We start from the raw sequence: 14,069 nt of genomic DNA, 5'->3' as shown, positions 1-14,069 counted from the left end.
CAACCTTTCGACTGCGCTCAAGGTGACATCTTCAGAATCATAAAACAAAATTAAATACTGAAATAAATTCAGAAAAAAAATGAAAGGAGTTTTATTAAACAATTTAGGATCACCAGATAGCACAGACATTAAAGATGTAAAAACATATTTAGATGAATTTTTAATGGATGAACGCGTTATTGACATTCCGTATTGGAAGCGCTACATTTTAATTAAAGGAATCATTTTAAACTTTAGACCAAAAAAATCAGCAGCAGCTTACAAAAAAATTTGGTGGGATGAAGGCTCTCCTTTAGTGGTGATTTCTGAGCGATTTACTGAAAAAGTAAAACAAAAAACAGATATTCCTGTAGCTTTGGCAATGCGTTATGGTTCTATGAGTATGGAAAAAGGCATTAAAGAATTGGTAGATAAAGGAGTTACTGAGATTTTTTTAGCTCCTTTATATCCGCATTATGCGATGTCTTCTTATGAAACTGTAGTAACGAAAGCTGAAGAAATTTTAGCAGAAAAATATCCGAATGTAATTTTAGATACTTTGCCTCCTTTTTACAAAGAACCAGATTATATCAAAGCAATGAGTAGTAACATTGCCAATCATTTAAAAGGTTTTGATTACGATCACATTTTATTCTCTTATCACGGAATTCCAGAACGTCATATTATGAAATCTGACCCAACAAAAAGTCATTGTAAAATTGATGGATCTTGTTGTGAACGTAATTCAGTTGCTCATTACACTTGTTATAGACACCAATGTTTTGAAACTACAAAAGCCATTGCTAAAGAACTAAACTTAAAGGCAGGTACTTGGAGCAACTCTTTTCAATCTCGCTTACTAAAGGATCCTTGGTTAAAACCTTACACTGATTTTGAATTGGAAAAATTCCCGAAAGAAGGTAAGAAAAAGTTAGCCGTAATTACACCTGCATTTGTTTCTGATTGTTTAGAAACGTTAGAAGAAATTGCCATGGAAGGAAAAGAAGATTTCTTAGAGGCTGGTGGTACAGATTACAAACACATACCTTGTATGAATGATAATGACGATTGGGTTGATGTAATGGCAAACTGGATAAAAGACTGGGAGGTTAGCAGTTCATAGTTAGTAGTTAGTAGTTAGTAGTTAGTAGTTAGTAGTTAGCAAAAATCAAAATTTCTAACAAATGTCATTTCGACGATAGGAGAAATATCAACCTTGAAACTTTGAAACTTTGAAACTTTGAAACTAAATATAATATTATGGATTTTTTATACGTAAAAGCTTTGCACGTTATTTTTGTAGTGACTTGGTTTGCAGGTTTATTCTACATAATTAGATTATTTATTTATCATGTTGAAGCGGAGAAAAAACCTCAACCTGACAAAAAAATATTACAAACTCAGTTTAAATTAATGAGCAAACGTTTGTGGTATATTATTACTTGGCCATCAGCTATTTTGGCAAGTTTTTTTGCTTTTTGGATGTTGTATAAAAATCCGTATTATTTATCTGAACCTTGGATGCATGTAAAACTAGCATTTGTTTTTGCATTATACTTTTATCATTATTCTTGTCAGAGAATCTACAAACAATTACAAAATGACGTTATAAGATACTCTGCTTTACAATTACGAATCTGGAACGAAGTAGCTACATTAATTCTCTTTGCAGTTGTTTTTTTAGTCACTTTAAAAAGTGCTATCAACTGGGTTTGGGGTGTTGTAGGTATTGTACTTTTTGGAGTGGTATTAATGTTAGCTATAAGATTATACAAGAAAATTAGAGAAAAGAAATCTTGGGAAAAAGCAGAAAAAGAGGTCTTAAAAAAAACTGATAAAACTTCTACTGAGGACAACTAATTGAATAATAATTCTTTTATTTGATACCTCAAACTCACCAATGAAAAAAAATAAAAAGCAAGCTGCTTTAGGTTTCATCTTTGTCACAATGTTAATTGATGTTATTGGATGGGGAATTATCATTCCTGTAATTCCTGGTTTGATTGAAGAACTCATTCAAGGTGATATTAGTGAAGCTGCAAAAATTGGTGGTTGGTTAACTTTTGCCTACGCCATTACACAATTTATTTTTGCGCCTGTTGTTGGTAATCTAAGTGATAAATATGGACGAAGACCTATCATTTTAATTTCTTTATTCGGATTTACATTAGACTATATCTTACTAGCATTAGCACCTACAATTACTTGGTTATTTATTGGACGAATTATAGCTGGTGTTACTGGTGCAAGCATCACAACTGCATCAGCTTATATTGCAGATATTAGCACGCCTGAAAATAGAGCTAAAAACTTTGGAATGATTGGAGCAGCTTTTGGCTTAGGATTTATTATTGGCCCAGTTATTGGTGGTTTACTAGGGCAATATGGTGCAAGAGTTCCTTTTTACGCAACAGCTGTTTTATGTTTTATCAATTTCCTGTACGGTTATTTTATCCTTCCTGAATCTTTATCCAAAGAAAAAAGAAGAGATTTTAACATCAAAAGAGCAAATCCTGTTGGTAGCTTTATAAGTTTAAAAAAATACCCAAAACTAATTGGTTTGGTGTTGGCAATGTTCATTTTATATGTAGCTTCTCACGCTATTCAAAGCAATTGGAGTTATTTTTCAATGTATAAATTTAATTGGGATGAAAAAATGGTTGGGCTTTCTTTAGGGATGATTGGCTTATGTGTTGCTTTGGTTCAAGGTGTTTTAATACGATGGATAAACCCAAGATTAGGTAATGAAAAAAGTATTTACGTAGGTTTCTTTTTATACAGTTTAGGAATGCTTCTTTTTGCTTTTGCTACTGATAGCTGGATGATGTTTGTCTTTTTAATTCCTTATTGTTTGGGAGGAATTGCAGGACCCGCTTTACAAGCTGTAATTTCTATACAAGTTCCTGAAACAGAACAAGGAGAAATTCAAGGAACATTAACTAGTTTAATGAGTGCTTCTGCTATTGTTGGTCCACCTTTAATGACAGGTATTTTTTATTATTTCACAAATGATGATGCTCCTTTTGAGTTTGCTGGAGCTCCATTTTTACTGGCTGCAATTTTAATGATAATTAGTGCTTTTATGGCATTTTATTCATTTAAAAAACATAAAGTTAAAATGAGTAAAACTGTTGTTTTAGACAAAGATTAAAATCAACCCTTTATGCTCTGCTCAAAAGGAATTCTATTCACAATAGATCTACCTAAAGTAACTTCATCTGCATATTCTAATTCATCACCAACAGAAATTCCTCTTGCAATCGTAGACGTTGTAATCTCAAATTTTTCTATTTGTTTAAAGATGTAAAAGTTAGTTGTATCACCTTCCATTGTAGAACTTAATGCGAAAATTAGTTCTTTAATTTCTCCATTTTCTATCTTATTTACCAAGGAATCTATTTCTAAATTTTGAGGACCAATACCTTCTATGGGAGAAATTTTTCCACCTAAAACATGATACAAACCATTAAACTGAGAAGTACTTTCTATCGCCATTACATCTCTAATATCTTCTACAACACAAACTATTTCTGCATTTCTTTTTGGGTTTTGGCAAATATCACATAAAATAGTATCAGAAATATTATGGCATTTTTCGCAGGTTTTTACATCATTTCGTAAATGCAAAAGTGCCTCTGATAAATACTTTGTATGTTCTGAAGGTTGCTTTAGCAAATGCAACACCAAACGTAAGGCTGTTCTTTTACCAATTCCTGGTAAACGAGACACTTCGTTCACAGCATTTTCTAACAATTTCGATGAAAAATCCATAGTGGCTAAATTATGAATTATCAATTACGAATTATAAAATATTGCATTATTTTTTAAATAGATTATATTCGTAATTCACAATTTATAATTCGTAATTAAAAGATGCAACCACAATATATAATTCTATTAATTGTAGCTTACTTTTCAGTGTTGATTTTCATATCATTCATCACAGGGAAATCTGCGGATAATAAAACTTTTTTTAAGGCCAACAACTCATCACCATGGTATTTGGTGGCATTTGGAATGATTGGAGCATCACTTTCTGGTGTTACTTTTATCTCTGTTCCTGGTTGGGTAGAAGCACAAAGCATGAGTTATTTTCAGATGGTTTTGGGTTATGTAGTTGGTTATGCTATTATTGGATTGATTCTACTACCGCTCTATTACAAACTAAACCTAACATCAATTTACACCTATTTAGAAGATCGTTTTGGACGATATTCTTACAAAACCGGAGCAAGTTTCTTTCTACTTTCTAGAACAATTGGAGCAGCTTTCAGGTTGTTTTTAGTTGCAAATGTGTTACAAGTTATTTTGTTTGATGCCTATGGAATTCCGTTTTGGGTAACAGTTTCTATCACTATTTTATTGATTTGGCTGTACACTTTTAAAGGAGGAATTAAAACGATTGTTTGGACAGATACCTTACAAACTTTATTCATGTTAATAGCAGTAGGCGTTTGTATTTATACTATTTCTGATGAAATGCAAATTGATAGTTTATTTAGCTATGTATCAGAAAGCAAACTTTCTAAGATATTCTTTTTTGATGATGTTAGTGCAGGAAATTATTTTTGGAAACAGTTTTTATCAGGTGCTTTTATTGCAGTTGTGATGACAGGTTTAGATCAAGATATGATGCAAAAAAACCTAACATGCAGAAACTTAAAAGATGCTCAAAAAAACATGTTTTGGTTTACTATTGTGTTAGTCATTGTTAATTTTTTCTTTTTAGCTTTGGGAGTTTTACTAACAGATTATGCTCAAAAAAATGGGATTGATGCGCACAAAGACCAACTCTTTCCATTAATTGCTACGCAAGGAAATTTAGGGTTAGCTACTGCCCTATTCTTTTTATTGGGATTAATTGCTGCTGCATACTCAAGTGCAGATTCTGCCTTAACATCTTTAACCACTTCTTTTAGTATAGACATCCTAGAGATTGATAAAAAAGAGGATAAAAAACGCCAAGAAAAAATTAGAAAGAAAATTCACATCGTATTTTCTATAGTTTTAGTGTTGATCATCTTAATCTTTAAATATTTTATTGCAGATGAAAGTGTGATTGCCAATATTTTTAAAGCAGCAGGTTATACTTATGGCCCATTATTAGGTTTATATGCTTTTGGACTCTTTACCAAAGTGAATGTAAAAGACAAAATGGTACCTTTTATTTGTTTGTTAGCCCCTGTTTTAACTTTCATTATTAGTTATCATAGTTTACAATTTTTTAATTTCGATTTTGGTTTTTTCGTTTTAATATTAAATGGTTTTTTAACCTTTATTGGATTATCTTTGTTTAAAAGAAAAGTAAATGGCTAAAGACTTATCAAACTACCGTAAATCATACGAAAAACAAGAACTTTTAGAGAGCAATTGTCCTGAAAATCCTATGGAATTATTTCAAACCTGGTTTAGAAATGCTGATGAATCTAATTCCGTAGAAGAAACCAATGCTATGCATGTTTCTACTTTAGGTTTAGACGGTTTCCCAAAAAACAGAGTGGTTCTATTAAAAAGAGTTACTTGGGAGGGTTTTATTTTTTACACCAACTATACATCAGAAAAAGGAAAAGCAATTGCAGCAAATAATAACATTTGTTTGGCCTTCTTTTGGCCTGCTTTAGAGCAGCAAATCATTATTAAAGGTAAAGCAGAAAAATTAGCAGAAAACCTTTCTGATGGTTATTTTGAGTCAAGACCTGATGGAAGTAAATTAGGTGCTTGGGCATCTAATCAAAGTACAGTAGTTTCTTCACGAGAGGAATTGGATAAAAACTTAAAAATGTTTGAAAGAAATTTTGAAGGTAAAGAAATTGAAAGACCTCCTCATTGGGGTGGTTATCTCGTAAAACCGATTTCTATAGAGTTTTGGCAAGGGAGACCTAACAGAATGCACGATAGAATTCGATATACTTTAGAAAAAGATTTTTCTTGGAAATTAGAACGATTAGCTCCATAAATTTTTATATTTACACATCAACAATCAAAATTGAATGAAAACTTTATACATTGTTAGACATGCAAAATCTTCCTGGGAATACGCTGGTATAGAAGATATTGATAGGCCTCTAAAAAAAAGAGGAATAAAAGATGCGCATTTAATGTCTAAATTTTTAAGCAAAAAAGTTAAAAGACCTGACGTTTTTGTGTCTAGCAGTGCAAATAGAGCACTACATACTGCCGTTATTTTTTGTGAAAATTTAGGTTATCCATTAGCCAACTTACAAATTAACAGGCAATTGTATAGTTTTAGTGATGGCTATTTGGTAAAAACGGTTTGTGCTTTAGATGATGGATTCAATTCGGCAATTATTTTTAGTCATGACCACGGAATTAATACTTTTGTAAATAAGTTTGGAAACAAACCGATTCCACACGTAACTACTTGTGGAATTATTGGAATTAAATTTGATGAAAAACACTGGAAAAACATCAAAAAAGGTAAAACTTTTATGATAGAATTTCCTAAAAATCATAAATAGAAGTTTGTTAGAAATTAAAAAATACGGGGCCATAGATATTGGTTCTAACGCCATAAGATTATTGGTATCTAATGTTATCGTTTCTGATGACAAAGAACCTCAGTTTAAAAAATCTGCATTAATTCGTGTACCTATTCGTTTAGGTGCAGATGCTTTTGTTGGTGGTCAAATCAGTGAGAAAAACCAAATAAGAATGGTTAATGCTATGAGCGCTTTCAAATTACTCATGGATGTTCATGGTGTTGAACGTTATAAAGCCTGTGCAACTTCTGCTATGAGAGAAGCTGCTAACGGAAAAGATGTTGTTGCAAGAATTAACAAAGAAACAGGAATTAATATTGATATTATTGGCGGTAAAGAAGAAGCTGCAATTATTTCATCTACAGATTTAGATAATTTAATTAGTGGTCATAAATCTTATTTGTATGTTGATGTTGGAGGTGGTAGTACAGAATTTACTATTTTTTCTGATGGTAAAATCATTGCTTCAAAATCTTTTAAAATGGGTACAGTTCGTTTAATAAACAATAAAAAATCTGTGAACAAAGAAATTTTTGCTGATGTTGAAAAATGGATAAAAAAGAATACTAAAGGACTTAAGAAAATATCTCTAATTGGTTCTGGAGGCAACATTAACAAATTATTTAAAATGTCTGGTAGATCTGAAGGAAAACCTATTTCTTACATATATCTAGGAGCGCAATATCAATTTTTAAAACAAATGACTTACGAACAAAGAATTTCTGAGTTAAGTTTAAATCCAGATAGAGCAGATGTTATTATACCAGCAACAAAAATCTATTTATCTGCTATGAAATGGAGTGGAGCAAGAAAAATATACGTCCCAAAAATAGGACTTTCAGATGGTATTATTAAAAGCTTATTTTATAATAAAATTTAGTTTTTTTACTTTATAAGAAGCAAAAAGTCGTGATTTAGATCACGACTTTTTTATTGAATTTAATGCAATAAGTTAAACCCCCTAATATCGTTATTACATATAAAATCCTTAATTAAAATTCAAATATAATATAGTTTTCCTATTTAAAACAAGACTTTGCTAAACAAATTCACATATTCTTAATTAAAAATCTCATTAATCTTTATTGATATAAAAGAAATTAACCATTTTAAAAATAACACTTAAGAGACTACTTACTAATACTTTAACCAAAAAAAACTAAATCCAATGTTTTTTTACGTTGGATTTTTTTTGTTATTGTCTCTTTAAAATTTTGAATAAAATAAACCTTTTTAGGTTTTTCAAATTTTGATAAATTAACTGAATTAAAGTCCAAATCTATTTCTTGCCCCTCAATAATTACAATTAGTTTTTCTCCAAAAACTGCATCAGGAATACCAGCTACAAAAAAACGGTTTGAGATGATTTTGGATAATTTTTCTTCAATTTTTTCTGGATACAGTTTAACTCCTCCAGAATTAATCACATGATCATGTCTACCCAACCATTCAAATTTTGTGTCTGATATTAAATCAACTACATCATTTGTAAATATGATTTCATCAGAAACTTTTGGTGCCTCAATAACTAAACAATCTCTTTTATCTTTATAAATTTGAATATTGGGCAATATTTCATAAAAAGATTTTTTACCACAACTCAGCATTTCATCAGGTTGATTATTTAATGGTTTAATAGCAATATGCGTTATAGTTTCTGTCATTCCATAAGTTGCAAAAACCTTACACTTTGTGTTTTGAATTTGATCTTGTAACTCATTTGAAACTACACCTCCACCAACAATTATTTTCTTGACATTAGATAAATAAGTAATTGAGTTTTTTAACTGTAAAGGGACCATTGCAGTGAAATCATAATATTTATCTAAGTTCTGCAAAGGATTCGCATCTGGTGTAATTACGTCTAAATGCCAACCTAAAGTTATAGCTCTTACCAACATCATTTTACCTGCAATATATGCTGGTGATAGACATAAAAGTGCCAATGTATTTTCTTTAGTATCAAAAAAATCGCCTGTAGCTAAAGCAGAATTTATCATCTGCTGTTTTTTCAATAAAATGGGTTTTGGTATACCTGTTGACCCTGAAGTTTGTACAGAAATAGTATTTGAACTAGAAAACCAACTATTTAAAAAGGAATAAATCTCATCAGAAATAGTACAAGAAAAAGCCAATAGTTCATCAACAGAAGAAAATGAATTATTATTAAGTTTAAAATCTTTATGGAAGCTATTCTGCTTCAACATTATCTAAAATTATAGAATTACTGTTCAAAGAAATTGGCTGTTCAATTTTACCTGTAAGCTTTTCCATCCAGTTTTTCCATCCATATTTTTTGGAGAAAAAGAATAACATTAAAGGATATAAAACCAAAACCGGAAAAAACATTTCCCAACCTACAGATGGCTCTGAAGTATCAATATAGAGTGCATCTGTTTGAAAAACCGTCCAATCTGTAGTCACAAAAAATGCAGCAATAATATTATTTGCAGCATGTAAACCCAAAGCCAGTTCTGTACCTTCATCCATAAGTGTAGTTAATCCGTAGAAAAAACCAGTACCAATGTAGAATACCATAGAAATATACCCTAACTTTTCTACTTCTGGATTTGCACCATGTAACAGCCCAAATAAAACCGAAGTAAAAATTAATGGAAACCATCGATTTTTAATAAGTGCCCCAATTCCTTGCATTAGATATCCTCTAAATAATAATTCCTCAAAACTTGTTTGCAATGGTAGAAACAAAAAAGAGATCACAAGCAAAGTAAAGAAAGGAATAGTTCTAAAATTCCAAACATAATTCTCTGGTGCAAGATAAATTCCTATGACAATACTTATTACAGCAAGAATTCCCCAAGATAAAAAACCGAATTTAATACGATTCCAGTCAATTTTGTCTCTACTTGTAATTAGAGATGTAATACTTCTTTTATGGATGTATTTAACACCAACAAATAGCAATAATAATCCGCAAGCAAAAGAGAAAATTATTAAAAATAAAAACAGATTACTGTTTATACCTAAAGACATAAAACTATCTTCTGCAGCTTTGGTAAACTCTGCTAAACCACTAGATGCATTAAATGCTACCAAAAACAAAGGAATAACCCCAACTATTTGCCAGCCAATAAATGCTAAAAAAAGGGTTAGTAACCAAAAGTACCATTCTCTATTTCCTTTATATGCTTGTTGTATAAAATTCATTGTTATATATTAAAATTCCATTTTTTACCTTTACAATACGTTAAGTTTCCGTTTTTAACTTCTAACGGACTTTCAAAATTGTTTGTAAACAAACCTCCTGTTCCTAAACCTTGTGGCATTTTATTTTGTAAAGTGTAGGTAAATTGTGCTATTGCATTTAGCCCTATATTGCTTTCTAAAGCTGATGTAATCCACCAACTAGTATTATTTTCTTCAGCAAATTTAATCCATTCTTTACTCCCTTTAAAACCACCAATTAAACTTGGTTTTAAAATGACATATTGAGGATTTATACTTTTAATAATTGCCTTTTTTTTATCCTCTGTAAACACCCCTATCAATTCCTCATCCAAGGCTATTGGCAAAGGTGTTTGTTCACACAAACGTGCCATTTCTTGAAGCTGTCCTTGTTTAATGGGCTGTTCTATAGAGTGCAATTCTAATTCTGATAATATTTGTAATTTCTCTAAAGCTTCATTCGAAGAAAAAGCACCATTTGCATCTACTCGTAATTCTATTTCTTTGGATGAAAATTCTTTTCTGATGGATTTTAATAAATCTACTTCTGTATCAAAATCAATCGCACCAATTTTCATCTTTATACAAGAAAAACCAGTTTTTAGTTTCTCTTGTATTTGTTTTTTCATAAAAGATTTGTCTCCCATCCAAACCAATCCATTTATGTTAATGGATTCTTTTCCGCTTGTAAATTCTGAAGGAAATAACTCATAAGGAGTATTGCTTTGTAGAGATAAAAAAGCTTGTTCTAAACCAAATTGAATTGAAGGAAAATGAATCAATTCAACCAATAACTTATTTAAGTCTAAGTGGATATTTTCACAAACCCAGTTTAGTTTTTTTTCATAATCAGCAACATTATCAACACTTAAACCTCTAAACAAACCTGTTTCTCCAAAACCTATTTTATCACCTTCTTTTAAAATGATAAACCACGTTTCTTTGGTTCTTAAAATTCCACGTGATGTTCCACTTGGATTTTTAAAAATAAGAATGTATTTTTTGTATTCAGCTTTTATCAAAAGAAGTTATTGTTTTTCTGCGTACGCTTTAAAATTATTCAAATACGTTTGATCTTGTTCTTGAAAAACTCCCTCAAAATAAGGAAACATACACGCCATAATATAAGAATCGCTTTGGCAACTTGAGTTTAAAGTAATAACTGTATTGCCTTCTTTTTCGGTAAACACATAATTATCTGTTTTTAACATGTTTTCTGCGTCAAAAAACAACGTAATTTTTTCATTTGGCACATAAGCCATGATTTTTTCTATCATGGTAATTTCTTGACCTTGATTATCAACCACCATTTTAAACTCGCTACCAGTAAAACTTGGATTTAGCTTTAAAGTATCAATAGATTTTATTTCAGGAATCCATTGTTGCACATTTCCTGGTTCATTAAAGAGCTTAAATACTTCTTTTAAAGGTTTATTTACCGAGATTTCTGCTGAATAGTTGGTTTCTTTTACAATTAAACCTGTTAAAAAAAATGCCAATACTAAAACAGAGATAATACTTAAAATTACTTTGATTGTTTTCATTTTACTAAATGGAGATTGAACTTCCTATTTCTAAAATTTTTAATTCTTTTTCTTTGGATTCAAATGCAGATTTTGCATCATCTATATTAATTGTTATTGGAGGAAATGTATTGAAGTGACAGCCAATTACAGTGTTACATGCTACAAAATCGCTTGCAATAATTGCATCATCAATTCCCATAGTAAAGTTATCCCCTATAGGTAAAATCGCACAATCAATTTTATATGATAACGGAATCAATTTCATATCCATAGTTAAGGCTGTATCTCCTGCTACATATAGGTTTTTGTCATTTGCAGAAATAACAAAACCTCCAGGTTGCCCACCATAAGTACCATCTGCAAAAGAGGAAGTATGAATTGCATTGACATACTTAGCAGAAAAGGTTTCTGTTGTGTAGGTTCCTCCATGATTTACAGGGTGAATATTAAATCCTTTAGCCTGATAATACATGGCTATTTCATAATTAGAAACAATTGTAGCACCTGTTCTTTCCGCAATTACCTCAACATCTAAAACGTGATCTTGATGCGCATGCGTTAACAGAATATAATCTGCTTTTATCTTAGTAACATCAATATCAGATGCCAATTCATTTCCTGTAATAAAAGGGTCTATTAAAATATTAGTTTTTTCAATTTCGATTCCAAAACAAGCATGTCCGTAAAAAGTAATCTTCATAATATGAGTTTTTATAATTGTCCGATTCCGAATAAAATTGCGAATAAAAAAGTGCTCAATGCTACTTTTTTCAATTCTTTATCTAATTCTGATGGAATTTTATTTTGAGCCACAGTAATTACATTTTTTATCAATGGAATAAAAGCCACTAAAAACAAAAGCTGCAAAGGACTTTTGAAATCTAAAAATACAAAAATTAATGACGCAAGTAAAGCACCAAAAATCAAGAAATAATGGTATTTTTTTGCTTTTCCTGCCCCCAATTTTACCACTAAGGTATTTTTATGATTCTTTTTATCTTGTTCTCGATCTCTAAGGTTATTCAAGTTCAATACAGCAGTACTTAACAAACCAATAGAAATTGCGGGTAAAAAGATTTTAAAGTTGATGGATTTTGTATACAAAAAATAGCTACCAACTACACTTAATAACCCAAAAAACAAAAATACAAACACATCACCAAAACCAGAGTATCCATAGGCTGAATTACCCACAGTATATTTTATGGCTGCTGCAATTGATGCAATTCCTAGTCCAAAAAACAAGATGGAATACCCAAAATTTTCTTTACCAAAAGCAACATATATCAATAAAATTGCAATAATTAAAGTGAATATTGTGGTGATAATCATTGCTGATTTCATTTGTTTTGGTGAGATTGCTCCAGAAGCAACCATTCTTTCTTCTCCTTCTCTATTTTTATCTGAACCTTTTATTCCATCACCATAATCATTCGCAAAATTTGATAGTACTTGAAATCCTATTGTGGTTAGAATAGCTAAAACAAAAATCCAGTAATTTTCTTCTCTATGAATGCAAAATAATTCCAATAAATTATAATTTGCTGGATGCATATCATTTATAAAGTTTGCCAAGAAACAACCAACAATTATCCCAGAAACAGATAATGGCAATGTGCGTAAACGAGCTGCTTTTATATAGTTTTTAAACATTTACAACTTATTTATTGCTGTAATGCATCTCTAATTGATATTGCAATTGTACCTTTAATTGCTTGCACAAAAGCTCCAGGATATTTATGTATTATAGAATCTCTATACTTGTGTGCTTCTTCATAAGTTGGTATATCTCCTAATCTGTATTTAATATAACCATCTTCTAGAAATACTTGAATATTTTCTAACTTTTCAAGTTTATCATTTCTCTGTCTTAATGCCGCTATTTGAACTGTAAAAAATTGTTGAGGTTCAACCTCCTCAACGATAACCTTTTCTGGCTGAACAATTGTATCTTTTTTTATTGTTTGAACTTCTTTTTTCTTACTTTCTTCTTTACCACATGATAAAATGAATAAAGAGACTGTAAATAGTAATAGTATTTTTTTCATATTATAAATTATTAGCCTCTGCAATTAGTTCTGCAATATCTTTTACTTCTACCTCAGCACTTTTTTCTTTAAACGTAATTCCATCTGTCATCATTGTTTTACAATAAGGGCAACCAGTTGCTATAATTTGAGGTTTGGTTTCTAAAGCATCTTCAGTACGCAATATATTAACCTCTTTATCACCTGCTTCAGCGTCTTTAAACATTTGTGCTCCCCCAGCTCCACAACATAATGCTGTAGATTTATGGCGTTTCATTTCGGTTAGATTTACTCCTAATTTTCTAATTAGATCTCTTGGAGATTCATACACCTCATTAGCTCTACCCAAATAACAAGGATCATGAAATGTAAGTCGCTTTCCTTTTAAAGTAGTATCGTTAATTTTTAGTTTTCCTTCTTTGATTAAATCCTGAATGAATTGTGTATGGTGATATACTTCATATTTTCCACCTAAAGAGGGATATTCATTTTTTAATGTGTTGAAAGAATGTGGATCGCAAGTCACAATTTTTTTAACCTCGTATGCATTTAAAACTTCGATATTCATCATGGCTTGCATCTGAAACAAAAACTCATTTCCTGCTCTTTTTGCAGCATCTCCTGTAGACGATTCTTCTGTACCTAAAACAGCAAAATCTACATTAGCTTGATGTAAAATTTTTACAAATGCTCTTGATATTTTTTTAGCTTTATCGTCATAACTTCCTGCTGCTCCAACCCAAAACAACACTTCTGGTTGTTTGCCTTGAGCCATCATATCTGCCATTGTTGGTACTATCATAAATTACAAATTTTGAATTATCAATTAAAAAAAATTGAAATTGATAATT

General features: G+C 30.7%; 16 protein-coding genes. 7 read left to right on the top strand and 9 right to left on the bottom strand.

The annotated features are described in order from the left end of the window. Positions 1–79: 79 nt before the first annotated feature. The 3 genes from hemH to FP421_RS10855 all read left to right on the top strand — a co-directional run bounded on the left by hemH (position 80) and on the right by FP421_RS10855 (position 3,130). The gene (gene hemH / locus FP421_RS10865) at positions 80–1,102 is read left to right on the top strand and encodes a ferrochelatase (RefSeq protein ID WP_159950518.1); all 1,023 of its coding nucleotides are present in this window, start codon (positions 80–82) and stop codon (positions 1,100–1,102) included. 137 nt (positions 1,103–1,239) lie between these two features. Next, positions 1,240–1,839 (top strand): CopD family protein, encoded by a 600-nt coding sequence (locus FP421_RS10860; RefSeq protein WP_159950516.1) that lies wholly within the window; start codon positions 1,240–1,242, stop codon positions 1,837–1,839. Between the two features lie 40 nt (positions 1,840–1,879). Then, positions 1,880–3,130: a TCR/Tet family MFS transporter gene (locus FP421_RS10855; RefSeq protein ID WP_159950514.1), complete on the top strand. Its 1,251-nt coding sequence runs from the start codon at positions 1,880–1,882 to the stop codon at positions 3,128–3,130. A 2-nt stretch (positions 3,131–3,132) separates the two neighbouring features. Here the strand turns inward: FP421_RS10855 and recR are convergent, their stop codons facing one another. Continuing rightward, positions 3,133–3,750, bottom strand: coding sequence for a recombination mediator RecR (gene recR / locus FP421_RS10850; RefSeq protein ID WP_159950512.1), 618 nt, complete (start codon positions 3,748–3,750; stop codon positions 3,133–3,135). Positions 3,751–3,852: 102 nt separating this feature from the next. On the opposite strand from recR, the gene FP421_RS10845 reads away from it, so the two are divergent. Genes FP421_RS10845 through FP421_RS10830 form a run of 4 tightly spaced genes read left to right on the top strand, consistent with a single transcriptional unit; the run spans position 3,853 to position 7,359 of the window. Then, positions 3,853–5,295, top strand: coding sequence for a sodium:solute symporter (locus FP421_RS10845; protein ID WP_159950510.1), 1,443 nt, complete (start codon positions 3,853–3,855; stop codon positions 5,293–5,295). Continuing rightward, complete coding sequence (gene pdxH / locus FP421_RS10840) at positions 5,288–5,935, top strand: pyridoxamine 5'-phosphate oxidase (protein ID WP_159950508.1); 648 nt, start codon at positions 5,288–5,290, stop codon at positions 5,933–5,935. The genes FP421_RS10845 and pdxH overlap by 8 nt, the downstream gene beginning before the upstream one ends. 34 nt (positions 5,936–5,969) lie before the next feature. Continuing rightward, a complete protein-coding gene (locus FP421_RS10835) occupies positions 5,970–6,458 on the top strand; it encodes a SixA phosphatase family protein (RefSeq protein ID WP_159950506.1) in 489 nt (162 codons plus the stop codon). Positions 6,459–6,462: 4 nt separating this feature from the next. After that, entirely contained in the window at positions 6,463–7,359 is an 897-nt protein-coding gene (locus tag FP421_RS10830; protein WP_159950504.1) for a Ppx/GppA phosphatase family protein, read from the top strand. A gap of 265 nt (positions 7,360–7,624) precedes the next feature. On the opposite strand, the gene FP421_RS10825 is transcribed toward FP421_RS10830, so the two are convergent. The 8 genes from FP421_RS10825 to FP421_RS10790 are packed head-to-tail and all read right to left on the bottom strand — an operon-like array spanning position 7,625 to position 14,020. Continuing rightward, positions 7,625–8,686, bottom strand: a complete 1,062-nt coding sequence (locus FP421_RS10825; RefSeq protein WP_201288837.1) for an AMP-binding protein — start codon at positions 8,684–8,686, stop codon at positions 7,625–7,627. Next, complete coding sequence (locus tag FP421_RS10820; protein ID WP_159950502.1) at positions 8,670–9,647, bottom strand: CPBP family intramembrane glutamic endopeptidase; 978 nt, start codon at positions 9,645–9,647, stop codon at positions 8,670–8,672. Before FP421_RS10820 ends, FP421_RS10825 begins: the two co-directional genes overlap by 17 nt. Before the next feature lie 2 nt (positions 9,648–9,649). Then, positions 9,650–10,687, bottom strand: a complete 1,038-nt coding sequence (locus FP421_RS10815) for an o-succinylbenzoate synthase (protein ID WP_159950500.1) — start codon at positions 10,685–10,687, stop codon at positions 9,650–9,652. Between the two features lie 6 nt (positions 10,688–10,693). Continuing rightward, positions 10,694–11,209, bottom strand: coding sequence for an SRPBCC family protein (locus FP421_RS10810; protein WP_159950498.1), 516 nt, complete (start codon positions 11,207–11,209; stop codon positions 10,694–10,696). A gap of 4 nt (positions 11,210–11,213) precedes the next feature. Further along, the gene (locus FP421_RS10805; RefSeq protein WP_159950496.1) at positions 11,214–11,891 is read right to left on the bottom strand and encodes a metal-dependent hydrolase; all 678 of its coding nucleotides are present in this window, start codon (positions 11,889–11,891) and stop codon (positions 11,214–11,216) included. Positions 11,892–11,902: 11 nt separating this feature from the next. Next, positions 11,903–12,844, bottom strand: a complete 942-nt coding sequence (menA, locus tag FP421_RS10800; protein ID WP_159950494.1) for a 1,4-dihydroxy-2-naphthoate octaprenyltransferase — start codon at positions 12,842–12,844, stop codon at positions 11,903–11,905. 11 nt (positions 12,845–12,855) lie between these two features. Beyond that, positions 12,856–13,239 (bottom strand): hypothetical protein, encoded by a 384-nt coding sequence (locus FP421_RS10795; RefSeq protein WP_159950492.1) that lies wholly within the window; start codon positions 13,237–13,239, stop codon positions 12,856–12,858. A gap of 1 nt (position 13,240) precedes the next feature. Further along, a complete protein-coding gene (locus FP421_RS10790; protein WP_159950490.1) occupies positions 13,241–14,020 on the bottom strand; it encodes a (Fe-S)-binding protein in 780 nt (259 codons plus the stop codon). Positions 14,021–14,069 lie beyond the last annotated feature (49 nt).

The organism is Polaribacter septentrionalilitoris (genome assembly GCF_009832745.1).
Classification (GTDB): Bacteria; Bacteroidota; Bacteroidia; order Flavobacteriales; family Flavobacteriaceae; genus Polaribacter; species Polaribacter septentrionalilitoris.
The sequence above is the reverse complement of the archived record's forward strand: the minus strand, read 5'-3'. Positions and strand labels throughout refer to the sequence as shown.

What these genes read in the sequence shown, in the direction of transcription:
- FP421_RS10820 (WP_159950502.1), bottom strand. Translation starts at nt 9,647, where the DNA reads ATGAATTTTATACAACAAGCATATAAAGGAAATAGAGAATGGTACTTT.
- FP421_RS10855 (WP_159950514.1), top strand. Translation starts at nt 1,880, where the DNA reads ATGAAAAAAAATAAAAAGCAAGCTGCTTTAGGTTTCATCTTTGTCACA.
- pdxH (WP_159950508.1), top strand. Translation starts at nt 5,288, where the DNA reads ATGGCTAAAGACTTATCAAACTACCGTAAATCATACGAAAAACAAGAA.
- FP421_RS10860 (WP_159950516.1), top strand. Translation starts at nt 1,240, where the DNA reads ATGGATTTTTTATACGTAAAAGCTTTGCACGTTATTTTTGTAGTGACT.
- FP421_RS10790 (WP_159950490.1), bottom strand. Translation starts at nt 14,020, where the DNA reads ATGATAGTACCAACAATGGCAGATATGATGGCTCAAGGCAAACAACCA.
- hemH (WP_159950518.1), top strand. Translation starts at nt 80, where the DNA reads ATGAAAGGAGTTTTATTAAACAATTTAGGATCACCAGATAGCACAGAC.
- FP421_RS10825 (WP_201288837.1), bottom strand. Translation starts at nt 8,686, where the DNA reads ATGTTGAAGCAGAATAGCTTCCATAAAGATTTTAAACTTAATAATAAT.
- FP421_RS10795 (WP_159950492.1), bottom strand. Translation starts at nt 13,239, where the DNA reads ATGAAAAAAATACTATTACTATTTACAGTCTCTTTATTCATTTTATCA.
- FP421_RS10835 (WP_159950506.1), top strand. Translation starts at nt 5,970, where the DNA reads ATGAAAACTTTATACATTGTTAGACATGCAAAATCTTCCTGGGAATAC.
- FP421_RS10845 (WP_159950510.1), top strand. Translation starts at nt 3,853, where the DNA reads ATGCAACCACAATATATAATTCTATTAATTGTAGCTTACTTTTCAGTG.
- FP421_RS10805 (WP_159950496.1), bottom strand. Translation starts at nt 11,891, where the DNA reads ATGAAGATTACTTTTTACGGACATGCTTGTTTTGGAATCGAAATTGAA.
- menA (WP_159950494.1), bottom strand. Translation starts at nt 12,844, where the DNA reads ATGTTTAAAAACTATATAAAAGCAGCTCGTTTACGCACATTGCCATTA.
- FP421_RS10810 (WP_159950498.1), bottom strand. Translation starts at nt 11,209, where the DNA reads ATGAAAACAATCAAAGTAATTTTAAGTATTATCTCTGTTTTAGTATTG.
- recR (WP_159950512.1), bottom strand. Translation starts at nt 3,750, where the DNA reads ATGGATTTTTCATCGAAATTGTTAGAAAATGCTGTGAACGAAGTGTCT.